The following is a 23,416-nucleotide window of genomic DNA, read 5'->3' on the forward strand; positions in this document are numbered from 1 at the left end:
CGAAATTTCGGGTGCATCACATTGCTTTAAACTATTTTCTTGTGAGTGCGACTTGCGCTGACATTATTGTTGTTCTGATGATAAATGCTGAAATTAAGACGCTTACACCGTAATCAATATGAAACAGTTCAATCCAAATCAACATCCAGCCTGACGTACCTGTGAAATAGACTTTAATATGTTCAACAATCCAGCTTGTTATGCTGCTAATCGCAGTAAACGAAGCCATACCCAATCCCAAGCTATAAAGAAGTTGACCCGCAAAACTCGTCATCATCCAAAGCGCAATTCGTATCAAAATTGACGGCATTATTTACGACCTCCAAAAATTACATAACATGCAGCTATGAGATAAAGAGCGCGCCAAATGTTACCCATAGTCGTGATTTTTGTACAAAAAGTTGAGTAGTTAATTTCTTGTTCAATTTCTTCACCGTCGCCCCAAGGCAAATACATTTTAAAAATTGTCGGTTCAAAACATTGATGCATTGCATCACCTTGTACAACAATATGACCTGCATCTATATAGCCCAAATTGACAGACTCAGCTTCAACTTTGGGAGCCTCAGGCATTTCTGAATCATTTCTAAACCACTCTACGAAATCACAGAAAACTTTAAACATGTTGTCTTGACAACCCGCATCATAAGTAATTTCACCCTCGGAATTGCGGACAGGTTCCGGTACTGCATCACAAAATTCTTCAACAGATTTAAGTCCACCAGCATCTGTAAATTCAGTAACAATGCCGTTAGTAAAAGAAAAATGTTTATATGTAAAAGACTGACCGCCCGAATAATTACAATTACGAAAGCAACGTTTTTCGGGAAGTTCTTGAGGAAACCAACGACCTTGCCGCGAAAAGATCACCTTAGTTGGGGGGGGATTACCAGATGGTGGACAAAGACCATTTTTAGTCACAAGAGTCTGAGTTGTTGATACATCAGTGCCGTTTGAGGGGTTTTTACCTCGATACAAACATGTATCTGTTGTAGTACCCGTGATAATTCTGTCAAATGCATAACCGTACAAAGTTGATAAATTTGTCATCCAGAGCTTGCATGCAGTCTCTTTAGCATTCATTGAACGAGCATCAACACAATAATCGAGATTAGTTTGATGAGAGCAAACAACCGTGTACGGAAATCCGCCCATTGCAATAGTTTTGGGATCAGCAGCGTGTGCCGTAATTGAAATGAAAATTAAGAAAAAAGCGTATAAATAACAACGCAACCAAGAATACAAATCAACCATGACAACACGCTGCACCTTCACTTACTTACTGAAGAAACCAATAAGTTTCTTTCCACCCCAGATAAGTACACCAATACCGATCATCGTTGCTACAGCAGCACCAATAAGCGCAGGCATCCCCAAACCAGCTACAAGCGACTTTAACCCTTCAGGAGTCATAAACGGCTGCACCGTAGGGTCTTCTGCATGGGTTAAAAGCGGAGCCGCTGCTACGGTTGCAACAGTTGCAGCTTGTAAATAACGGTTCCCCAACTTTTCTTTTACAACATTTTGAAATTTAGCCATTTTTATACTCCAAATAGTCTGACTAGTTTTTTTGCGTTCCAAGCGACCAACATCGAAACGAGAAAACCTCCCCAAATCGCGCCGATCATCTCACTGCTGAGATTCGGGACAAGCGGAACATACTCGACCCATTTCAGGCACTGACCTGTGGCCTGATCAATAAATTGAGAGTCACACATCATCAATGCCATTCTTTTTAACCCTCACATTTAGACATGTGAAAAGGTAAATATTGGCAGTGAAAATATGAGTAACATTTAGGACATTCCACTTGATTATCCCCCATCAATGGTGCTATCTTTTTAATCATAAATTCACCTAAGTTATTGATTTTTTTACATATTATACATTATACGAAGTGTTTTATTATTAACACTTTGTTTTATATAGCTTTCTTGGCACTAAAATCTAGCGACACCAATACAGCCTTTGGTGTTTTACCTGTGAAATCCCAATCAAAGATCATTGCAGCTTCCGCAGGCAATTTCTGATGAATGTAATCATTAAAGAACTGAGCACCTTTAATCTTGTAGTCAGTCGATTTAAGACCGATTGCACCTTGTTCTTTTTCTTTAGCTGAATATTCTTGAAGTACAGTTACAACCGTATTTGAAAACGTAATTTCTTTACCAGATGACTGGTCTTTAAAATCACCAGCAGATTTACGGATGCCTGTAACTGTCATAATTGGATGTTGTGAATTGTTCATTTGCTCACCTTTAAGCTACTGATTTAAATTGCGATACTGGCGGCTCATACCACTCAGGCAATTGTTGTGAAAAGTCGATTTCTACGAGCTTCATAAATGGAATGACGTTTTTAGCCTTGTTGTCATGCAAGTTCTGCAAAAATGCCTTTGAAAAGCCACAATCGCAAAGTTCAGATAAATGTCTATAAAACGTAGGTTTAGGAAGCATTTCAGCTAACTTCTCTAAACCATGTTCACGTACTAAACAGTACGTAGAATAAATATTTCGGATACGTGTTTGAGAAACCTTACCGCTATTGGTAACGACAACTGGCGAGTTAGATATGGCTTCCAATACACTTTCATCATTAATCAATTTCACAGTTTGACCTCTCATGGCATCAAATATTCCGTGCGTTGCTTTAGTCCAAAGTGTTTGAAGTAAATCAGGATTTGCCTTTTGAAATGCTATAAGTTCATAAAGGTTCGTTGGTACTCCATTACGCTCAAGCCAACGTTTTTTTAAACGCGACTCAAAACGTAAAAGTCCGACAGTCCAGTTGATTAACCGTGAGTCAGACATGACATCAACAACTCGTTGAGCTGATTTGTCATTCTTCTTTGCCAGTTGCTTAAGTTCTTCAAACTGGGAAAGAAATTCATCATGCTTTAAATAGCATTTATGGTTTACAAGTCTGGATGTCTGGCCACCCCAATACACAGAGCTATCAAACCGCTTATTAGAAAGTCTAGTTTGACCGCTACTGACATTAGCCAGAAAATCCAGAATCTTTTTAGCCGTTGTCTGGTCTGACAACTTAGCCGAGTAAGTCACATCAATATGTGAAACCCAAGCACGATTCCAATCGAGCATACGGGTAAGAACTGGATAAGCCATGTGTAAGAAGCCGATCATTTCATCAGCACCCTGCTCTATATCGTCCGAACCAAAAACGTTATGACCCTGCAATAACTTTGCAGGTGAAGCCTTAATTTGTACGTAAGGCTCATAACTAGCATCGAAAAATACTTTCATTGCCATACCCGTATAATGAGTTGGCACACTTTCAAATGGATGAAATAAAGCAGCAGCAGAAATTGAACCATCGTCATTCTTATGAACAGATCGTGACGCAAGTGGGATTTCTATGGTGTGAAGATCGATATCTACAAAAAAATAACGCCCTTCCGCATCTACTGAGTAGAAGCTGGATTCGAATGGCGCATTTATGCAAATATGATCTAGCATGGTCTAATTACGCATGTATACAAATAACATTTAGCAGAATTTAATACAATTACACATGAATAGCAAGCACATATAACACATATACAAGTAATATTGTATGCAAGTTAATAACCCTAAAATGTGATCAAAATGGCAGTAACAGTACGTTTAAATGACAAAGAGCAAGAATCTCTTAGAAAGAAGTGTGTAGAGCTCAATAAAATTCTGATCAATAAAAATTTACAGCCCATTAAAGATAGTGAGCTTGTACATATAATCCTTGAACAAGCTATCGATAATGTTGAGATATCAGCAAATGGAAAAGTAGTTGTAAGAAACTCGAAAGACCTCTAAAAATTCCGAAATATCGGACTAGAGTCCACCATTAGAAGTGCAAAAAGCCGTATAAAATTCTCAAATTTGAGACTAGAGTCCACCATTAGAAGACGTGGACTCCCCTTATCTCCCAAAATTCGCATAATGCAGATTGATGTTAAAAAGCCCCGTGAGTTGTTTAATTTTCTCACTGGGGCTTAGTAACATAATCTGTGCATCACATTATACGAACAGTTATATAATTCATTATTAAGTCCTTGATTCTGTTGCCGTACGTTTAACTGTACTTATTACCTCATAAAGTTAAGCTATTGAATTTTAAAAGAATAAAAAGTAACAAGTTGAGTTAAACATACGCAAAGCTTTTTTATTTAAACAATTTTGTTTGGTTGCGGTGGCTTTACATTTACAACAATGTATTTTACGCCTTTGCCCTGAAGTAACCATGTCAAATCATTGCATGACTAGATTTACATCTAGTCATGCAATGATTTTAATTTAAACACAGTTGTATCCCGTTAGTTGTAATTCTGCTTTAAGAATTTTTGCTGAATCAGTTGTAACGAAATTTTGCAGATAGTTTGTTGATTCAAAATAATATTCATGAACTGGCGTATTCATAACTATTCTATCAATAGTTATAGCTGCATTTGCCATATCACAAACATATTTTTTGTCTTTTTCTGAAAGGCTTTTTATGTCGTTTTCTACACTATTTAGTATCAGTTTTCCATGTACGATCACAGATAATCGTGGATAAACTTTTTCTAACATTTGCAGATATTTCTTTTCATCCTCATAATTTGGATAATCCTGCGCTTGAGCCAAGTTAAATAATGATAGACTAATCAAGCTAATTACTATGCGTTTCATTTATAAGTTCTTGTAAAGTTTATAGAGTTTTAATATAACACAATTAAATAAAAAATTTATTGACAACTGAATAATCTTTATTTTTATGAGTATCATTTCACTAATATGGTCTTAATTTCACTTAAGCTACTTATTTAAGAATCAAATTGTATGACTTTAGGCGGCATTACAGCTTAACACTATATGATGATGATTTATTTAATAATGCTAAATATTTTTGTTTATTGTTTAAAATGTATTCAATGTTGTTTTAATTAATTAAAGCCTTTTATTTTAATCTATATAATTATCATAAATCTTGGAGTTGGAATTATAATTATATAATTAACCTTTAATAATCATATATTGTTATATTAAATAATATTAATTATTAAATTATTGCAACCTCCCTAATTATTTTTTAAAAAATTAAAGATATTTCAATTAATGTATTTATTATCAGTAATTTAATTTTATATCAACTAAGATTCATTATTGGTGTAAAAGTGTGATTTAATTATCATTTTTAATTAAAGACCTGTAAAGCAATAACTATTTATATAAATGAAATAATTAGTGAGATACAGGTCACATGTTATTTATTTATTTATTATTAAAGTAAATCTTTATATTGTTTTTAAATAAAAAATATTGTATCTCTTATATTAACTATTTAATAAATAGGTATATATAAAATGAAAAATAATATATTTAAGCTTCTTGTTTTGATGGTGCTTTCCACTTCCCCACTATTTTGTTATGCAAGTAACACGATAATGATAAGAGGAAATGTTGTTGAAGATACATGTTCAAGAGAACATAGTGAGACAGAATGTACTGAAGTAAATAATTTAAATATTAAACTTGATAGTGAATATTTAAATAAAGATAGTCTTTTTAAATTAGCTCAACATACTGAGAAAATGGACACAAGCATTGAGAGCATAAGTTCTAATCACAAAGTCGTGCTTATTAACTACCATTAATATCCCAACTTATTTCTGTAATAAGTTTGATGAAAGAGTGATTTGTCGAATTCATCGCATGTTTTGATGAATTGATTGATGAGTCTCTCTTTTTTTTTATAAAATATGACTATTTGTATATTTTTCCTATATACATATACAGAATTTATTCTATATAATTGTATTCTAAGAATTTAAGATTATTTTTCACTTAATTTTTTAATTCTTTTTTTATTTACATTGTGTTCTTATGTAAATTGCCTATAACAGTCACAAAACCTTTCTATAAAACAAAAAAACTTTTATAAACAATAATATGGCCGTTTATAGGACCTCATATAATCCAAGTAAACCATGGGATCCAATTAAAATTATGAAAAAATAATGTGATCTAGTTTGCATTTTGTTTGGAAAGTGTTAGCATTGTTACATTACTTTTCAAGATGTCACACACTGGAAAAGTAAGGAATTAAACTTTATATCCAGACTTTTGAGAAACACTATGAAAAAACTTGCTTTAATCGCTGCTCTTTCGGTTGTAGGGATTGCGAATGCTCAAGCTGCTGATGGTACAATTACAATTAATGGTTTAGTTACAGATAAAACTTGTGACATCGTTAATAACGGTGGTAAAGACTTGACAGTTACTCTTCCAACTGTTTCTAAACAAACTTTAGCAGCTGCTGGAAATGTTGCTGGTCGTACTCCTTTCCAAATTAAGTTAGCTAACTGTTCTGAAGGTAAAGTAGCTACTTACTTTGAACCAGGTGCTAAAGTTGACTTCAATACTGGTCGTTTAATTAATAAGGACGGTAACGCTACAAACGTTCAGGTTCAACTTTTAGGTAGCAACAACAACTTCATCCCAGTTCTTGCTGCTGGTGCGAACGGTGCTCAAGCTAACTCACAATGGGTTGATGTGGCGAAAGCTGGTAGCGCAGACCTTAACTACTATGCTGAATACTACGCAACTGGCGCAGCTACTGCTGGTACGGTCTCAACTTCTGTTCAATACACGATTATCTATCAATAATTAATTGATGGTGGGGTTTCTGTGCTCGCATAGAAGCCCTCTTTTGTGGCGCTTTCCTGAATCTTTCTTGGTTGTGAATTCTGAAATGAAATTGAACAGTTATAATTTTTTGTTAGGTTTGACATTTGCTTCAGCAGTTGTTGCACCTGTTACGCAAGCAGAAATTGTAATTCATGGCACTCGTGTAATTTATCCTTCAGATGCTAGAGAAGTTACACTACAAGTTAGTAATAACGGTTCAAAGCCAGCACTTGTTCAAGCATGGCTTGATGAAGGCGACTCAAAAAGTACACCGGATCAATCAAAAGTTCCTTTTATGATTGCTCCTCCTATTTCTCGTGTTGAAGCAACAAAAAGTCAGACTCTTCGTATTACTGCTTTGCCAACGGCTTCTCAGCTAAATCAAAAGCAAGAAACAGTTTTGTGGTTGAATGTTTTGGATATTCCTCCAAGACCAACATCAAAAGGCGAAAATGCGACTCCTGATAATTTTCTGCAATTAGCAATTCGTTCACGAATTAAATTCTTCTATCGCCCAGCTTCAATTAAAGAAGATGCGAATTTAGCAGCTGATAAGCTTCAATGGGTTAAATCTGGTCAAAATTTAAAGGTAAAAAATCCAACACCTTTTCATATCACAATGACTTCTGTTTATCAGAAGGTTGGTGATAAAAAAGTTGATTTATTACCTCAAGGTTTAATGATTAAACCTTTTTCTGAAGAGTCTGTTCAGCTTAAGAATGGCAATCTTCAAGATATGAGTTTTATGAATGTCAATGACTACGGTGGTCGAGTCGAACACCAAATAAAACTTCAGTAATCAGATTTATCTTTTTAATAAATTTAAGCACCTATTATGTGAGTAGGCGGACTTAGTTATGCCAAAAAAAAGGCAAGAATCTTATAAATTATTAAAACGCCATATTGGTTATTACTTGGCTTCTGGTGTTGTCACAATGACAATGCCTGTATTCGTGCATGCTGAAGAAACAGCCGCGAGTGCACCAGTGGAAGCTGAATTTGATTCTGCTTTTTTAATTGGTGATGCACAAAAAGTTGATATTTCTCGGTTTAAATATGGTAATCCGGTTTTACCGGGCGAATATAACGTTGATGTTTATGTAAATGGCCAATGGTTTGGCAAACGTCGCATGTTTTTTAAAGCATTAGATCCAAATAAAAATGCTGTAACGTGTTTTACTGGAAATAATCTTCTTGAATATGGTGTAAAACAAGAAGTTCTATCGCAGCACACTACCCTTCAAAAAGAAAATAGTAGTTGTTATAAAATTGAAGAATGGGTTGAAAATGCATTTTATGAGTTTGATACCTCTCGTTTACGTGTAGATATTTCTATTCCGCAAGTTGCTTTGCAAAAAAATGCGCAAGGCTATGTCGATCCAAGTGTATGGGATCGTGGTATTAATGCTGGATTTTTATCTTATAACGGTAGTGCATATAAGACTTTTAATCAATCTGGCGATATAAGCGAAACTTCAAATGCGTTTATGGGAGTGACTGCTGGGCTAAATTTAGCTGGATGGCAATTACGTCATAATGGTCAGTGGCAATGGCAAGACACCCCTGCTGAAAACCAATCTAAATCAAGTTATGAAGAAACGAGTACATATTTACAAAGAGCTTTCCCTAAATATCGCGGTGTCTTAACACTAGGTGATAGTTTTACAAACGGCGAAATATTTGATTCATATGGTTATCGCGGTATTGATTTCTCAAGTGATGATCGAATGTTGCCAAATAGTATGGTGGGTTATGCTCCACGTATTCGTGGTAATGCTAAAACCAATGCAAAGGTTGAAGTTCGCCAACAAGGTCAACTTATCTATCAAACAACAGTAGCACCAGGTAACTTTGAAATTAATGACCTTTACCCTACTGGTTTTGGTGGAGAAATTGAAGTTTCTGTTATCGAAGCGAATGGGGAAATACAGAAATTTGCTGTGCCTTATGCATCTGTTGTGCAGATGCTACGCCCTGGCATGAACCGTTATGCTTTAACTATTGGTCAGTTCCGTGATTCAGATATTGATATTGATCCTTGGGTTGTTCAAGGTAAATATCAGCAAGGTATTAACAACTACCTAACAGGCTATACAGGCATACAAGCAACGGAAAATTATGCCGCTATACTGTTGGGTGCCGCTTTTGCTACACCAATTGGTGCCGTGGCGTTAGATATTACCCACTCTGAAGCTGAATTTGAAAAACAGTCTTCACAGTCAGGACAAAGTTTCCGTTTAAGCTATAGCAAGTTAATTACTCCAACCAACACAAACTTAACACTAGCAGCTTATCGTTACTCAACAGAAAACTTCTATAAATTACGTGATGCTCTACAGATTCGTGATTTTGAAGAAAAAGGTATTAATACGTACTCTGCTGGTCGTCAACGTAGTGAATTCCAAATTACCTTAAACCAAGGATTGCCTGAAGGTTGGGGTAACTTCTACATAGTAGGTTCATGGGTTGATTATTGGAACCGTAGTGAGAGTACTAAACAATATCAGGTTGGTTACAGTAATAACTTCCATGGTTTAACTTATGGTTTATCTGCAATTAACCGTAAAGTTGAATATGGCTCAACCAATCAAACACACGATACTGAATATTTAATGACATTATCGTTCCCGATTGATTTCAAAAAGAATTCAGTCAACGTTAACGTTACTGCTTCTGAAGACAGTCGTACTGTTGGTGCAAGTGGTATGGTTGGAGATCGCTTTAGTTACGGCGCTTCAATGTCACATCAGGACTATTCAAATCCATCATTTAACGTAAATGGACGTTATCGTACCAACTATACAACTGTTGGTGGATCTTATAGTGTGGCTGATTCTTACCAACAAGCGATGGTTAGCTTAACTGGTAGTGTAGTTGCACATTCAGAAGGTGTTTTATTTGGACCTGAACAAGGCCAAACGATGGTACTTGTGCATGCGCCTGAAGCCGCTGGAGCAAAAGTTAATAATGCTGTTGGTTTGAGCGTAAATAAAGCGGGTTATGCAGTAGTTCCTTATGTTACTCCGTATCGTCTTAATGACATTACCCTTGACCCACAAGAAATGTCGAGCCAAGTAGAGCTTGAAGAAACTAGTCAACGTATTGCGCCTTTTGCTGGTGCAATTGCTAAAGTAGATTTTGCAACCAAAACAGGTTATGCAGTTTACATTAATAGTAAAACTGCTGATGGCAACAGTTTACCGTTTGCTGCTCAAGTCTTTAATCAGAAAGATGAAGCTGTAGGTATTGTTGCTCAAGGTAGTATGATTTACTTACGGACCCCACTTGCTCAAGATCGTCTCTATGTGAAATGGGGTGATGAAAGCAATGAACGTTGTTCAGTTGAGTACAACATTAGTAATCAGTTGCAAAATAAGCAACAAAGCATGGTAATGACTGAGGCTGTCTGCAAATGAAAAGAATATTATTAACGAGTGCTCTATTTACGGCTGGCCTTGGTGTTTATGGTGAGACTAATGCTTCATGTATAATGGTTGACTATGAAGACAATGATGTTCTTATGGCTGTGGGCCGTGTCGTTGTGCGCCCTAGCGATCAAGTTGGTGCAGTTTTAAGAAAAGCGACTTTTCCTATCAGTAGTAGTGGTACCCAAGCGAAGTATTGTGACTATAGTGACTCAGTAATTGCTGAATTAACTCAAGCTTATCCATTAAGTTCATTAGGCAATAGCATTTATACCACTAATATTCCCGGCATTGGTATTCGTCTATATCGCGAAGCCGAAAATAATACTAATTTTTCTGGCTATTATCCTTATGTACGTAATGGAATATCTGGCAATCGTACTTTAGCACCAGGTTACTTTGTTGTGGAAATCATTAAAATTGCTCCACAAACAGGTTCTGGGACTTTAGTGCCAGGCAGATATAGTAGTTACTACATCCGTGGTTATCCAAATAAACCTTTCCTAACAAGTACTGTTAATGCTAATGCAATTACCATTGCTTCATCTTCATGTGAAATCCAAGGTAATATCAATAAAGTTGTACAGTTGCCAACAGTAACAAAAGCAGGATTTAAAGGTGTTGGCTCAACTCAAGGCGAACAAACCTTTGATATGAACCTCTTATGTAATGGTGGTACAAGCCCAGTGGGCTATGAACAGAAAAACACTATTAGTTTAAGTTACGACTTTACCCAAGACGGCACAAATACCCAGGTATTGGCAAATACGGCTGCCACTTCTGAAAAAGCAAATGGTGTCGGTGTGCAGTTACTTTGGAATTATCAAAATAAAAATCAAGTCATCAAAAAAGGTGATAAATTAGCTTTAGGTTCGTTGTCTTCTAATCAAATACTTCAATATAACGTACCGATGACTGCTCGCTACTATCAAACAGCAACAAATGTGACTGCTGGTAAAGTTCGTGCAATGGCTACTGTAACGATTCAATATGATTAATCATATTGAATCGTTATTAAGTAGAATAAAATTCAAAATCATAAATATTAATAATAAATTTTACTTTATCACTACTTTCTAAAAATTTAATACTTAACTTAATAGGAATATTTATGAAAAAAATAGGTATAGTTGCTGTTAGTGCAATTACATTATGCTGGGCCATGTATGAAGTATCTTCTGATAATACCAGTACCAGCCCGCTTAATGAGTCAAGCAAAAAAGTAGCATCTAAAAACTTTTCATCAACTACCAACAATGAAAAATTAGCGTCTCAAACCCTCTTGGCTCAAACTACCTCCCTGAATTCTTCTGCGCCAGTCTGCCAATATAATTTTGACGCGACTCAAGAAGATTACGATCTTTGGAATGCTCAAAATCCTAATGAATTACCGATGAAGAAGTTTCCATTCATCGATGGACAAAAGTTTGGTTTTAAAATAAATCCGATTACAGAAGATAATTACGATTACTTAGCCTATATAGCAAAAAGTAAAGCAAAATTGATATCAGAAAGTGAGACAGGAGATTTCTTATTGCCTCACACAGGTATTATTGCATTTGAAATGGAGCTTAAGGTGCCAACAATAACGCCTGGTAGCTCATCATTTGGGAACTCGTCGTATATATCCCACATCACTTTTACAGGTACAACAAATAATAATTATACGATTAGATCATTTTATAATTTTGATATTGGAACTTATGATCCTGATTTTGGTGAGAACCCTGCTACTTTAAGTTATTATTTAACATCTCGATTAAGTGAGGATAATGGTCCAACAAATATGTATTATAAAAATAAGAATATGGTAAAAAATTCCAATGAGTATCAGCGCTTAGGAATATATATTAACCAAGATACTAAGAAAGTTGGTTTTATCTTTAATGGTGTTGATGAAGGATATCAATTTACATTACCTTCTACACTTCAGAATGCGGGTTTTACAATTTATGAAAGTGTAGGAATCTTTTCTACAAACTTCTTTGGACAAGAGTTAACTGCTGAACTCATCACTGACCGTAATGCGCTACAGTTTAACTACCCTCAGGGTACAACTGACATGTGCGGTAATGCCATTTAAGATATAAAATGATAAGTTGTAAAAAAGGGCTGAATCACAGCCCTTTTTTTATTTCATTTAGAAATGAATGACAGTACGAATTGATTTACCTTCGTGCATTAAATCAAAAGCAGTATTAATATCTTGTAAAGGCATGGTATGTGTTACAAAAGGTTCAAGTTGAATCTCACCTTGCATGGCATCTTCGACCATTTTTGGAAGTTGTGTACGACCTTTTACTCCACCAAAAGCAGTACCCAACCACTTACGGCCCGTCACTAACTGGAATGGGCGTGTCGAAATTTCTTGGCCTGCACCAGCTACACCAATAATAACGGATTGTCCCCAACCACGATGTGCGCACTCTAGAGCTGAGCGCATAACATTGACGTTACCAATACATTCAAATGAGTGGTCAACACCCCAGCCTGTCATTTCTACAATCACTTGCTGAATAGGTTGGTCATAATCTTTTGGATTTAAGAAATCGGTAGCACCAAACTGTTTAGCAAGTTCAAATTTATCTGGGTTTGTATCTACGACAATGATGCGCCCTGCTTTCGCTTGACGTGCGCCTTGTACAACAGCTAAACCAATACCGCCTAGACCAAATACGGCAACTGAATCACCTTCTTGTACTTTTGCTGTGTTATGCACGGCGCCAATACCAGTAGTCACCCCACATCCCAGTAAACAAACTTGTTCGTGATTCGCTTCAGGATTGATTTTTGCTAATGATACCTCTGCAACTACCGTATATTCACTAAATGTTGAACACCCCATGTAATGGTAAATCGGCTCACCATTATAAGAAAAACGCGTGGTGCCATCTGGCATTACACCTTTACCTTGAGTAGAACGTACCGCAACACATAAGTTAGTTTTTCCAGATTTACAGAATAAGCATTCTTTACATTCAGCTGTATAAAGTGGAATCACATGGTCACCAGGTTTAACGCTTGTTACGCCCTCACCCACTTCAACCACAACACCTGCGCCTTCATGACCTAAGATGGCAGGAAAAACACCCTCTGGGTCATCGCCAGATAATGTAAAAGCATCGGTATGACAAACGCCCGTATGGGTAATTTTTATTAAAACTTCACCCGCTTGAGGTGGTGCAACATCAACTTCAACAATTTCTAAAGGTTTTCCTGGGGCAAAGGCGACAGCTGCACGAGATTTCATCTTTGGGTTTCCTTTAAATCATTCGGTATTTATAGTCGAGCAAAATAGATTATATATCTCTAATACAAGAGCTTAATTTTGCTTAAATTAAAATTGGCTTTCATGACAATCCATCACAGCATAGCCAGTCAGATACATCTAAGCAAGCCTACATTTAAAAAAGAAGAAAACCTCTTACTTGAAGAGGTTTCTTATCAAATCATTATCTTATAAGCAGCTTTTTTTACTTATAGGTAAATATCTGGTGGATATGGTGTGTTATCACTAATTGGAGAATAAAGCGTATTTTCAACAAAGAAGCCATTTGGGGCTTGAGTAGTATCGATCGTAATTGAATCATACATAACTTGTGGATATGCCCAGATAAATTGCTTCATTAACCCTAAAGAAACATTGTTTTTCATGTCACCAAAAATTCGTTGCCAAATGGGTGTTCGATATGGCTTGGTTTTATCAAAACCATAGATATAAGCAATAGAGGCATCGGGAACAAAACCAGATAAATAAATGACTTTATTGGCAGGATAGCCTAACCCTTGTATAGGTATTTGGGAAACTGCCTGATGTGCCAAGTCTAAGCGAGCTTCTAGCAACCAGTCATAAGCTTCTGTCATCATGTAATCAAAATTAGGATATGAGTAGTGCTGGCTTGGATAGTTAATATAAGTAGCTAAAGTCTGAATTGGGGACTGAATGGAAGGAAAGAAAATAAGAGGACTAACTTTGGCAGTAGAGTATTTTGCTTTGATCACGGTACGAATATTTTGACAGGTTTGACCTAATTTATTTCTAAGCCATGTTTTAAACTCATCATATGGCGTTCCTGTTTTATTCATTGCCTCATAAATAGTACCTAAATCTGGTGCATATAATCCTGTATCTGCATTAAAGGCTAGTTTTGTTGGATAGTCATACACACAAGGTAGATTCGTGTCAGTGTTATACCACCACCAAGGTTCACCAATCTGCATATTTACATCGCATCCACCCACTACCATTGCATCTGCAAACTCAATAAAGACTTTATTTAGATATGCCAAAGCATTTTGATGACTTAAACTAAAAAAATAGCTCGGTGGTTGGTAACCTGTTTTACCTAAATTACTGTTCCAGTCACGTTGAGCCCAATATTCATTGGCGCCCAAGGAATACATTTCAAAGCTTACCCCAAAGATGGGTTGCAAACTGGCGTTATGTAAAGCCTGGGCATATTTCTCATGCCATTTACGAGTGCATGAGTTAACGACCGCCTCGCCTGTCACCAACGTATCAGGTATTTGCCATTTATTAATATCGCTTTTCCATGTCATTTCTGGATAATGCGACATTCCACAATAGTGGTTAACGAAACCCTGGTATCCCAAAGCGACCATATTGTTGACTAGGCGCTGCGGGTTTAAGTCATAGTGATCATCATAGCTGGTGCAGATGCCATAATTGTGCTGTGGCACAACTACACGGCTCAAATTTAACTTTGCATTTGTTCCTGTTACAACGGAGTTAGTGAGGCGAATGTAGCCATCTTTTGGTTGACTTAAAGGTATAGCGGTTTGACCATTATAGTCACTGGTAAAGCCAGAAAATGAGATTCGCTGAATATTGGTTACCGGAAAGCTATCTGTAGCAGAGAAGCCTGCTTTTACTGTATCCCAATTAATACGAATATGCGCCGTTCGCGAGGAAGGATTATTTGCGTAATTAAATAGAACAATATATGCAATTTTATTTACGCCATTTTCATTGTAGTACACCGTTAAAGTGGGCGTTAAACTTGGATTGTTAAGTACTGGCATCGTGGCAGATAACTCAATATCGAAGTCCCAAACCACCCCTGCATAGCTATATTTGGTTTGATACGCTAAAAATTTATGATCTTTAGTGTCGTAAGAATCCCAAGTAATTCCTACCAAATCATTTGTCATACGTGATCTAAAAGATGCTTCAAAACCATTTCCATAGTTCGTAATGGCGAAAGACATCGTTTGCGGGCCGTCTATTCTCCAATAAATAGGGCTAAACCGATCAATAAGTGTATTCTGAGTGATTGGGCGAGGTGATGTATTAGTATTATTTTGTACATTTTGTGAGTTAGTTATCATGTCTACATTCTCTTAATGTATTAAGAAGTTTTATATTAAATAATAATTCCTATTTTATTGTTCAGATAAGTAACAATGACGTTTAAATTATTTACAGTTTATATTTTTCATAAAGTTCAAAATAAAATTAAACATGAAATCTTAATATTATCCTAAAATATTTTTACACTGAGGAGTTAATAAATGGAAAATTTTATACAGCCTATAAATTTTAAGGGTTTGTTTTTATTTACTCCTCTTGTATTTGCATTATCAGGTTGTACAGAAACTTTATATTCCAACACAACGTTAACTGCAAAGAGCTTTTCGGAAAGTAACTCTTATCCAGAGATTGACCCAGTATTAGGAGAAAAGTTACAGCCTAATGAAGAGTTAATAGCCCATCACATAGCTCAAGTTATTGAAAAGTCGATTCGGGAACAATATACGGCGGAAAATGCTTTACGTGATGCACATCCTAAGGCTCATGGTTGTGTTCGTGCCGATTTTCATGTCTCAAAAAATATACCTGTCCAGTTTGCTAAAGGAATGTTTATTCCAGATCGAAGTTATCAAGCATGGATTCGTTTTTCTAATGCTTCAAATGACGCCTCTAATGCCGACATTAAAAAAGATGCACGTGGCATCGCAATAAAAATTTTAGGTGTGTCTGGACAGAAAATTTTAGAAAGTGAAAAGCAAGCAACCACTCAAGATTTTATTATGATTAATCATCCAGTCTTTTTTGCGAATGATGCTAAACGATATCTTTCTTTTATGAATGACGTGAATAGCCATAATATGGTCAGAAAACTTCACATTCCATTTGCGTTAGGTTTTAAGGGAACAATGAATGCTCTTGGAGCACGTAATTCACAAATTGCAAATCCATTATACGCACGTTATTGGTCTATGGTTCCCTATCAGTTAGGACTTGGCAATGATCGACAAGCAGTTAAATATTCAGTACGTGCTTGTTCAATGCAGCCAAACAATCTACCCAAGAATCCTAGTCATGATTTTTTAAGAGAAGCTTTAAAGAAAACTTTGCAAAGTACAGATGCTTGTATGGAATTTCTTATTCAACCACGAACTTCAAATCAAATGTTGGTAGAAGACTCAATGACAGAATGGGATGAAAAAGCAGCTCCTTTCTATCAAGTAGCAACTATTCATATTCCCAAGCAGAACTTTGACACACCAGAACAAAATAAGTTTTGTGAGAATCTGTCTTTTACACCTTGGCATGCCCTACCTGAGCATAAACCATTAGGCGCAGTAAACCGAATGCGTAAAGTCATTTATGAAAACATCAGCAGAGTTCGACATGATATGAATTCAGTTCTTAGACAAGAACCTTAAATACTTTAGCCATTGTAGTTTGGTGTAAAAATTTTTCTAAAGATGAGAGTTTGCAATTGTTTCTTTTAAGGGAGATTTTTGGTTGTATCGATAGTGATTCGATCAATAAAATCTGCCAACCATAAAATGAAGTCATCTTCGCTTTTATGCTTTGGAATCAAATTCATATCTAGCTTAATAGGGAGTTCATTTTTTACACTAATAACAACACCTTCGAAGTTCACAAAGTTATATAAAAACTTTAGTTCAGTGCCTGCAATAGCTTTTTTTATTTCTACAATAAGATTATTTAAATTTCTAAAATGATTGTTTGAATAAGAACTTTTAATATTTTTATTAATTTTTTCTGCTAATAGTAAGTATTTTGGCATTTCTATCTCCTTATTAATTATTTGTAAAATATAAGTATAAGATGAAAGCTATAAAAATAAGTTTTTAATTTTTATTAAATTGTTTCTGTATTTTTAATTTTAATTGATAAGTTATGTGCAATATAACTGTTTTATTGATTTAAAATGTGATTTGTTTGGGATTTTATTCTGATTAAATTAGTTGGTTTTTTAACCTTATCTCAGGATAATTAATTAAGTTTTATATTAAATAGGCTCAATATCAAATATATTAAGCCTATTTAATTTTTAATATTCACTTAAGACTAAAAGTAAAAATTTATATCTTAAGTAAATTTAGGGAAACTCTTGATTTTATGAATTTTCCCACATTTTCTGCATTCTTTAATTTCGTCATGAGTAATATCAAAGTCATATTCCCAGACATGAATACAAAAAACTTGTCTAAGGTTGTGGAGCATAGACACCTCCTTATAAAAAACCAACTCATTAGTAAGTTCTTTATGAATGCACTTAGCTTATTTTGATGAGTTTTCCTCTTTAGCTTTATCCTCCTTGTGTTTACAGCAGTATCCGAAAACAGCACCAGCACTAAAGAAAAACATAGCCTTGAACATACTTATCTCCAAACGATAGTTAAGTAAATTTAAAATTAACATTGAAGGTTGTATCTGTTTTTAGGCCAATGAGACTGATTCTGTGCGTTATGCAAACTTTTGTGAAAAGTTATAACAATATATTTTTTATGAATAAGGTGGATAAAATTAAAAAACCGCCCCAGTAGGCGGTTGCTGAATTTACAGCGAGATATAGAAGTGTAGTGGACGATCACTTCTATATTTTTTATGTACTTATTTTTCTTGGCTTATAATTTTATTAAAGGCATCTGATTTGAAATAATTAATGATCATCTCTCCACCATCTTGTGTAGAAGAGGATACTTTGGGTGGTTCCTCATAATTAAACTTAAAGTCTGGAGGAATAAATTTTGAGATCGGCGGAAGCTTCGCCTCACCTCCTGTCGTAATTCTTTCAATAAAACCCGCGAGCCAAAGTATATATTCGTCTTTATTTTTATATTTAGGCATAAGGCTCATGTCTAACTTAATGGCACACTCCTCTAAGGGCTTGGTTAGACATTCCTCAAAATCTATAAAATTGTATTTAAGTTTAAATTTGGTGCCTTTAATTTCATTACGAATTACACCAACTAATTGATTTAAGTTTTCTGCCGAGCTTTCTGAAAATAAATTTTTGTCCTCAATCTTTTTATATACATTCTCAGCGATGATTAAATATTGTGGCATCTCTATTTTCTCCCTTTTATTATTAAGCTACTCACTCAGCCCTTTAAGGAAGTATGATAGATATCATGTTTTCTAATGTAATTGTTGTACTGCCAATTGTAATTAGTGTGTTTTTGTGAAACCTGAAAGCATAACCATCCGAAAAAACTAAATTTAATGCAAACTAAGTCTCATTTTTAAAAAATTCTTTAGTCAAACAATGTGTTTAGTTCATTTAAAGTTGGAAGTTCATCGTAAGATTCATCTGCATCTACTGTGTTTACCCAATTTGACTTTGAAACGATACAAAAATTAAGCTTTTTTAGCACAACAATATCTTTGTCTAATAAACCTAATGGAATCCACATAAAATCAGTAGTGCCTACTAAGTTAGGTACTGGTGATCCACATTGACTGCAAAATGAAGATGTGAAGCCTGTTTCTTTTTTATAGGTGCGGACAAGTTCTAAACCTGATAACCATTCAAATTTATCCTTATTTACTAATGTTGCTGCATTTGCCCCCGTTCCAGTTTGTTTACGGCAGAGACTACAGTGGCAATGATAGACCGTGTTTATTTTCTTACTAACTGAAAATTTGACTTCATTGCATAGACAAGAACCCAAGTGACTCATCTCAAGCACCCTTAAAAAATAATGTTGAATATAGCATTAGGCATAAAAGGGTTAAATTTAACTTTATATTTTTAAATAGATATATCTCTATAAAAATAAAGAATTGCTAGCGTTGAGGCTTGGCAGAATGTATTTATAACGTTTAATATGAATTTTGACATATAAATTGAATATAAAAATGCTGTGATGTGCTTATCTTGGATGCGACTTTAAAAGCTTACATGATTAATCAAATTTATCAGCAGTATAGTAGTATGGCATTAAATGCTTGGGGCTTTACACATACACCTTCGTATAACGGTACATACGACCCTGATGAGAATGATATAGTGACGAATAGCTTTAATTGGTTGAATGATGAGCAAGCTACAAAAAAAACAGAACAAGGACTGACTGCTTTTGTGGCATTAGATGATGCCTTTATTAGTATCGCTTCTCGTATGTATCTGATTAGAAATGCAAAAGAAAAAATCGATTTACAATATTATATTTGGACAAATGATTTTGTTGGAAACTTAATGCTGCACGAGTTACTAACGGCGGCAGATCGTGGTGTAAAAGTACGGTTACTTATTGATGATCAAAATGGAGTAAAGCTGGATGGAGTTCTTAGAAGCCTTCTCCACCATCCCAATTTTGAAATTCGACTATTCAATCCCTACAAGTTTAGATATTTGAGAATTTTAGACTATATTTTTCGGTTCAAGAAAGTAAACCATCGCATGCATAATAAGTTAATTATTGCGGATGGTGTGATTGCGGTAACAGGCGGTCGAAATATTAGTAGTGAATATTTTGACGCAAGTAGTAAGTTTCAGTTTACAGATCTAGATATTTTATTTTATGGACATACCGTACAACATGCACAGTCTGTCTTTAATGATTTTTGGCAAAGTGATTTAAGTCAAAATGCTACTGAGCTGGTGGGAACCTGTGCTGTCCACCATTTGCAAACACTAAGGCAGCACTACCATGATTTAATTCATGAAAGTGAAAATCATACTCAAACTGAAGATAAGCTTTACGATGCTCAAAGCTATTTAAAAGAACTTTTAGAGCACTATCCAATCCAGTGGTCAAAAGCATATTTTGTTGCTGATTCACCTAAAAAAATCTTAGGACTGGCCGCTAAAGAAGAAATGCTTTATGGGCAAGTCCTAAAGATTATGGGTGAACCAAAGCAGCATATCGAATTAGCTTCTGCTTATTTTGTTCCTACCCAACAAGGCGCTTATTATTTAAAACAACTCAAGGTGCAAGGTGTTAAAGTCAGGGTATTAACCAACTCATTTGCTGCAAATGACGTAGCAATTGTGCATGCCTTTTATAGTCAATATCGAGTTGAGATGCTCAAAAGTGGTGTAGAACTATTTGAGTTTAAGCCCTTTTTAGAACGCAGACGCAGAACTTGGTATGAAGTGGTGACTGGAAGTGTGATCCCTGCTAAAGGTAAAAATAAATCGAGCTTACATGCCAAGTTTTTTGATGTAGACGGTAAAGTATTTATTGGTTCGTTTAACTTTGATCCTCGTTCGACTTACTTAAATACTGAGGTCGGTCTGGTTATTGAGTCGAGTCAATTACAAGCGCAAATTTCGGTCATGCTCGATCAGCACTTACCTCAAGTTGCTTACCAGCTTAAGTTAAATAGTGAAGGCAAAATTGTTTGGTTAGATTATCAGTCGGATGGAAAGATTGTTGAATATGAAAAAGACCCAGATACGAGCCTTTTCCAACGTACCATGATTAAAGCTGTTTCATATCTGCCAGTTGAATGGATGATGTAACAACATTTCAAGTTTACTTATAAAATACCTATCTCTTTAAAGAATTTTTGATAAGCCTCTGCTTTCTTCTCTAGCGCTAATGGATATGCTCTAGAAGAAGATGGTAGACGATATAAATTAATATTTCGTCCAGCAAAGTAAGTCGAGGTAGACATTCCTATAAGCGGTTTTTCGGTGTGCTCTGGTAAAACTGAAATTAAAGTATCAGTCGCTTTATCGCCTGTGGTCATAATGGTTTGACATAGAGGAATCTGCTGAAGTAAAACTGCAAGATCTGTTGGCGTTACTATTTCAAGAAATTTATCTGCGGCATTCCCTTTCAACCGCTTAATTTGATAAGCGGTATCAAAGATTGCAATACCAGTTTCAATCAAGAAGTTTCGAATACGTGCTTCATTAAAATTTTTTTGGCTTTCACTTAAAAAGTAAGTTTTGTCTTGAAAAAAGATCAAACCGAAAATACGCCACATATCATTTTGGAAATTGGGATAGTAAAAATCCATCTTCCATTTATTACGTGGCGGTGGAAAACTGCCTAACATTAATAAACGGGCATTTTCAGGTAAAAATGGCTCAAGTGGATGGGTTTCTATCTCAATTATCATAAAAAATCAGTATTTACTTAAAAATTTTATATACAAATTAACCTATTTTTTAGTTAATCACGAGTCATGAAATGCAATTTCTCTTGATTAAAGCGTTAAAGGTTGTACAAAAGCGATCATTATTGAGGAATGCTTATTCTAAAAATACTATGTGAATGTTGATTTAAATAATCGACTTGACCTTTATGGGCAATAACAAGGGCTTGTACAACCGAAAGACCTAACCCAGTGCCGCCTAACTCTTTATTTCTTGATTGTTCTAACCTGAAAAAAGGGTTAAATAAATCTTTGCGATGCTCAGCTGAAATGCCAGGTCCTTCATCTTCTATTTCAAGAATCCAGCTAGTTTGTTCTTGTCTCGTTGAAACAATTAACTTTCCCGGATTTGCATAACGTGTAGCGTTATCCAGTAAAGCAATTAAAATCTGTTCAATTCGCCGTTGGTCACACTCAACTTTTGGCGCTTCAATATCGAAAATGACTTTAAGCTGAGCTTTTTCTAATTTTTCTTCAAACATGTGCACGACTTTGTGAGCAGTTTCATTAAAATAAATCGTTTCGAGGTTAAGTCTAAGCTGTTGGTTTTCAAAAAGACTCAATGTACGCAAATCTTCGACTAGGTTTGAAAGACCTTCTACTTGATTCAGTAAATTTTTAAATAAAATGGGGTCAGCTTCAAAAACACCATCAATAATCCCCTGCAACCTCCCTTGCAAAATGGTGACTGGTGTTCTTAACTCATGTGCAATTGCGGCATTCCAGACATGAGCATTTTCAACTGAGGTCTCTAGTTTTTGAGCCATATCATTAAAATTATCCATGAGCTCACCAATTTCAGAAGAATGATGCGTCGGTTTTTCAACTCGTGCGCTTAAATCCCCAAGACTAATTTTCTTAGCTGCATCGGCTAATAGATTAATAGGCACAATAAAACGTTGAGCAAGCTTGATGCCTAAAATAATTGATAATGCTGTGCCAAATAGAAGCACGGCGAATAACCATATACCATCTAGATAGTGGAAAAACTCATCACTTTCTTTCAGCTTTTCGAGAGATATAAGCCCTACTTCAATTGCAACATAGTAGGTGCCATAACCTAAAATTAGCGAACTCAGCGTAACACTTAGGCTGGTAAAGCTCAGTGCAATAATCAGTTGCTTACTAATTCCCGTTTTATTTTTCATGTGGATGATCCAACCTGTAGCCTACACCACGAACATTAATGAGCATATTTTGTAAACCCAGATCTTCTATTTTCTTTCGTAGCTTACTGACGTGACTATCGACCGTACGTTCTAATGCATCTCGATCTGGTAGACACTGATTCATGAGCTCTGAACGGGTAAAGACTTTATGAGGATGAGGTAACATCAGTAATAAAATTTTGTACTCAGTTAGAGTTAAATTGAGTGCTTGTTGTCGATCCCCTGAATGGATGTAAGCAGTATGAATTTCGGTATTAACCTCAATATTTTTATAAATCAGATTTCGGTTGGGAGTTTGCTGGTTTTGTTGAGTACGTCTTAGTACTGCTTGTACACGTGCGACCACTTCATTTGGGTTAAAGGGTTTTACGACAAAGTCGTCTGCTCCAATTCTTAAAGCCATGACTTTATCAATTTCTTGATCTAAAGCCGTAAGCATAATGACTGGTGTCGCTGCTTTTTGCCGAATTTTATTCAGTACTTCCCACCCGCTCAGTTCCGGCATTTTTATATCGAGAATCACTAGATCAATAGGCTGCACTGCGTGTATTTCAATTGCCTGCTTACCATTCATGGCCCGTACAACACGCATACCTTCACGCTTAAGATAATGTTCAATAATATCGCCAATATCATATTCATCTTCTACGACAAGAATAAGCTTATCCTGACAATTAAACGTAAAGGTTGACTCGAACATAGCAATAAAACGCGGGAAAATTTGATTTATCATACTCATATTTTTTGATAAATCTCCACACTTTTTCCACA

General features: G+C 35.5%; 23 protein-coding genes. 9 read left to right on the forward strand and 14 right to left on the reverse strand.

Annotation, left to right across the window (positions count from 1 at the left end):
- Nucleotides 1-31: 31 nt before the first annotated feature.
- From ACYU0V_RS08850 to ACYU0V_RS08870, 5 genes are all read right to left on the reverse strand, one after another.
- Nucleotides 32-310, reverse strand: coding sequence for a DUF2523 family protein (locus ACYU0V_RS08850; RefSeq protein WP_174724896.1), 279 nt, complete (start codon nucleotides 308-310; stop codon nucleotides 32-34).
- Nucleotides 310-1,269 (reverse strand): hypothetical protein, encoded by a 960-nt coding sequence (locus ACYU0V_RS08855; RefSeq protein ID WP_461850303.1) that lies wholly within the window; start codon nucleotides 1,267-1,269, stop codon nucleotides 310-312. Before ACYU0V_RS08855 ends, ACYU0V_RS08850 begins: the two co-directional genes overlap by 1 nt.
- 6 nt (nucleotides 1,270-1,275) lie before the next feature.
- Nucleotides 1,276-1,539 (reverse strand): hypothetical protein, encoded by a 264-nt coding sequence (locus tag ACYU0V_RS08860; RefSeq protein WP_174724900.1) that lies wholly within the window; start codon nucleotides 1,537-1,539, stop codon nucleotides 1,276-1,278.
- Nucleotides 1,540-1,921: 382 nt separating this feature from the next.
- The gene (locus ACYU0V_RS08865; protein ID WP_461849822.1) at nucleotides 1,922-2,248 is read right to left on the reverse strand and encodes a hypothetical protein; all 327 of its coding nucleotides are present in this window, start codon (nucleotides 2,246-2,248) and stop codon (nucleotides 1,922-1,924) included.
- 10 nt (nucleotides 2,249-2,258) lie between these two features.
- A complete protein-coding gene (locus ACYU0V_RS08870; RefSeq protein WP_262441072.1) occupies nucleotides 2,259-3,476 on the reverse strand; it encodes a phage/plasmid replication protein, II/X family in 1,218 nt (405 codons plus the stop codon).
- Between the two features lie 129 nt (nucleotides 3,477-3,605).
- Here ACYU0V_RS08870 and ACYU0V_RS08875 point away from each other — a divergent pair, with 129 nt between their 5' ends.
- Nucleotides 3,606-3,809 (forward strand): hypothetical protein, encoded by a 204-nt coding sequence (locus ACYU0V_RS08875; protein ID WP_461849823.1) that lies wholly within the window; start codon nucleotides 3,606-3,608, stop codon nucleotides 3,807-3,809.
- A gap of 480 nt (nucleotides 3,810-4,289) precedes the next feature.
- Here the strand turns inward: ACYU0V_RS08875 and ACYU0V_RS08880 are convergent, their stop codons facing one another.
- Nucleotides 4,290-4,664: a hypothetical protein gene (locus tag ACYU0V_RS08880; RefSeq protein ID WP_104074526.1), complete on the reverse strand. Its 375-nt coding sequence runs from the start codon at nucleotides 4,662-4,664 to the stop codon at nucleotides 4,290-4,292.
- A gap of 674 nt (nucleotides 4,665-5,338) precedes the next feature.
- Between ACYU0V_RS08880 and ACYU0V_RS08885 the strand changes: the two genes are divergently transcribed.
- From ACYU0V_RS08885 to ACYU0V_RS08910, 6 genes are all read left to right on the forward strand, one after another.
- Nucleotides 5,339-5,629 carry a hypothetical protein gene (locus tag ACYU0V_RS08885; protein ID WP_068565852.1) on the forward strand — a complete coding sequence of 97 codons (291 nt, stop codon included), beginning with the start codon at nucleotides 5,339-5,341 and terminating at the stop codon, nucleotides 5,627-5,629.
- Nucleotides 5,630-6,110: 481 nt separating this feature from the next.
- Entirely contained in the window at nucleotides 6,111-6,641 is a 531-nt protein-coding gene (locus tag ACYU0V_RS08890) for a fimbrial protein (RefSeq protein WP_057076270.1), read from the forward strand.
- 85 nt (nucleotides 6,642-6,726) lie between these two features.
- Nucleotides 6,727-7,461: a fimbrial biogenesis chaperone gene (locus tag ACYU0V_RS08895; protein WP_063099697.1), complete on the forward strand. Its 735-nt coding sequence runs from the start codon at nucleotides 6,727-6,729 to the stop codon at nucleotides 7,459-7,461.
- A gap of 58 nt (nucleotides 7,462-7,519) precedes the next feature.
- Nucleotides 7,520-10,078 carry a fimbria/pilus outer membrane usher protein gene (locus tag ACYU0V_RS08900; RefSeq protein ID WP_461849827.1) on the forward strand — a complete coding sequence of 853 codons (2,559 nt, stop codon included), beginning with the start codon at nucleotides 7,520-7,522 and terminating at the stop codon, nucleotides 10,076-10,078.
- On the forward strand, nucleotides 10,075-11,085 hold the full coding sequence (locus ACYU0V_RS08905) for a fimbrial protein (protein WP_068565846.1): 1,011 nt from the start codon (nucleotides 10,075-10,077) through the stop codon (nucleotides 11,083-11,085). Before ACYU0V_RS08900 ends, ACYU0V_RS08905 begins: the two co-directional genes overlap by 4 nt.
- A gap of 113 nt (nucleotides 11,086-11,198) precedes the next feature.
- A complete protein-coding gene (locus tag ACYU0V_RS08910) occupies nucleotides 11,199-12,170 on the forward strand; it encodes a DUF4882 family protein (protein ID WP_284115038.1) in 972 nt (323 codons plus the stop codon).
- Nucleotides 12,171-12,227: 57 nt separating this feature from the next.
- On the opposite strand, the gene ACYU0V_RS08915 is transcribed toward ACYU0V_RS08910, so the two are convergent.
- The gene (locus ACYU0V_RS08915; protein WP_461849829.1) at nucleotides 12,228-13,337 is read right to left on the reverse strand and encodes an S-(hydroxymethyl)glutathione dehydrogenase/class III alcohol dehydrogenase; all 1,110 of its coding nucleotides are present in this window, start codon (nucleotides 13,335-13,337) and stop codon (nucleotides 12,228-12,230) included.
- Nucleotides 13,338-13,564: 227 nt separating this feature from the next.
- On the reverse strand, nucleotides 13,565-15,436 hold the full coding sequence (locus ACYU0V_RS08920) for a non-contractile tail sheath protein (protein ID WP_373883006.1): 1,872 nt from the start codon (nucleotides 15,434-15,436) through the stop codon (nucleotides 13,565-13,567).
- 183 nt (nucleotides 15,437-15,619) lie between these two features.
- Here ACYU0V_RS08920 and ACYU0V_RS08925 point away from each other — a divergent pair, with 183 nt between their 5' ends.
- Nucleotides 15,620-16,777 carry a catalase family protein gene (locus ACYU0V_RS08925; RefSeq protein ID WP_373883007.1) on the forward strand — a complete coding sequence of 386 codons (1,158 nt, stop codon included), beginning with the start codon at nucleotides 15,620-15,622 and terminating at the stop codon, nucleotides 16,775-16,777.
- Between the two features lie 65 nt (nucleotides 16,778-16,842).
- Here the strand turns inward: ACYU0V_RS08925 and ACYU0V_RS08930 are convergent, their stop codons facing one another.
- The 3 genes from ACYU0V_RS08930 to ACYU0V_RS08940 form a co-directional block, all read right to left on the reverse strand.
- Nucleotides 16,843-17,148, reverse strand: coding sequence for a hypothetical protein (locus ACYU0V_RS08930; protein ID WP_461849832.1), 306 nt, complete (start codon nucleotides 17,146-17,148; stop codon nucleotides 16,843-16,845).
- Nucleotides 17,149-17,978: 830 nt separating this feature from the next.
- Nucleotides 17,979-18,434 carry a hypothetical protein gene (locus tag ACYU0V_RS08935; protein ID WP_057070835.1) on the reverse strand — a complete coding sequence of 152 codons (456 nt, stop codon included), beginning with the start codon at nucleotides 18,432-18,434 and terminating at the stop codon, nucleotides 17,979-17,981.
- A 188-nt stretch (nucleotides 18,435-18,622) separates the two neighbouring features.
- Nucleotides 18,623-19,057, reverse strand: a complete 435-nt coding sequence (locus ACYU0V_RS08940) for a GFA family protein (RefSeq protein ID WP_080612848.1) — start codon at nucleotides 19,055-19,057, stop codon at nucleotides 18,623-18,625.
- 188 nt (nucleotides 19,058-19,245) lie between these two features.
- Between ACYU0V_RS08940 and ACYU0V_RS08945 the strand changes: the two genes are divergently transcribed.
- Nucleotides 19,246-20,835, forward strand: a complete 1,590-nt coding sequence (locus ACYU0V_RS08945) for a phospholipase D family protein (protein WP_461849834.1) — start codon at nucleotides 19,246-19,248, stop codon at nucleotides 20,833-20,835.
- 17 nt (nucleotides 20,836-20,852) lie between these two features.
- Here the strand turns inward: ACYU0V_RS08945 and ACYU0V_RS08950 are convergent, their stop codons facing one another.
- The 3 genes from ACYU0V_RS08950 to adeR form a co-directional block, all read right to left on the reverse strand.
- Nucleotides 20,853-21,440, reverse strand: a complete 588-nt coding sequence (locus tag ACYU0V_RS08950) for a DNA glycosylase (protein WP_032006192.1) — start codon at nucleotides 21,438-21,440, stop codon at nucleotides 20,853-20,855.
- A 119-nt stretch (nucleotides 21,441-21,559) separates the two neighbouring features.
- A complete protein-coding gene (adeS, locus tag ACYU0V_RS08955) occupies nucleotides 21,560-22,624 on the reverse strand; it encodes a two-component sensor histidine kinase AdeS (RefSeq protein ID WP_461849837.1) in 1,065 nt (354 codons plus the stop codon).
- Nucleotides 22,614-23,345, reverse strand: a complete 732-nt coding sequence (gene adeR / locus ACYU0V_RS08960) for an efflux system response regulator transcription factor AdeR (protein WP_461849926.1) — start codon at nucleotides 23,343-23,345, stop codon at nucleotides 22,614-22,616. Before adeR ends, adeS begins: the two co-directional genes overlap by 11 nt.
- Nucleotides 23,346-23,416: the final 71 nt, after the last annotated feature.

This window comes from Acinetobacter sp. X9 (assembly GCF_054889255.1).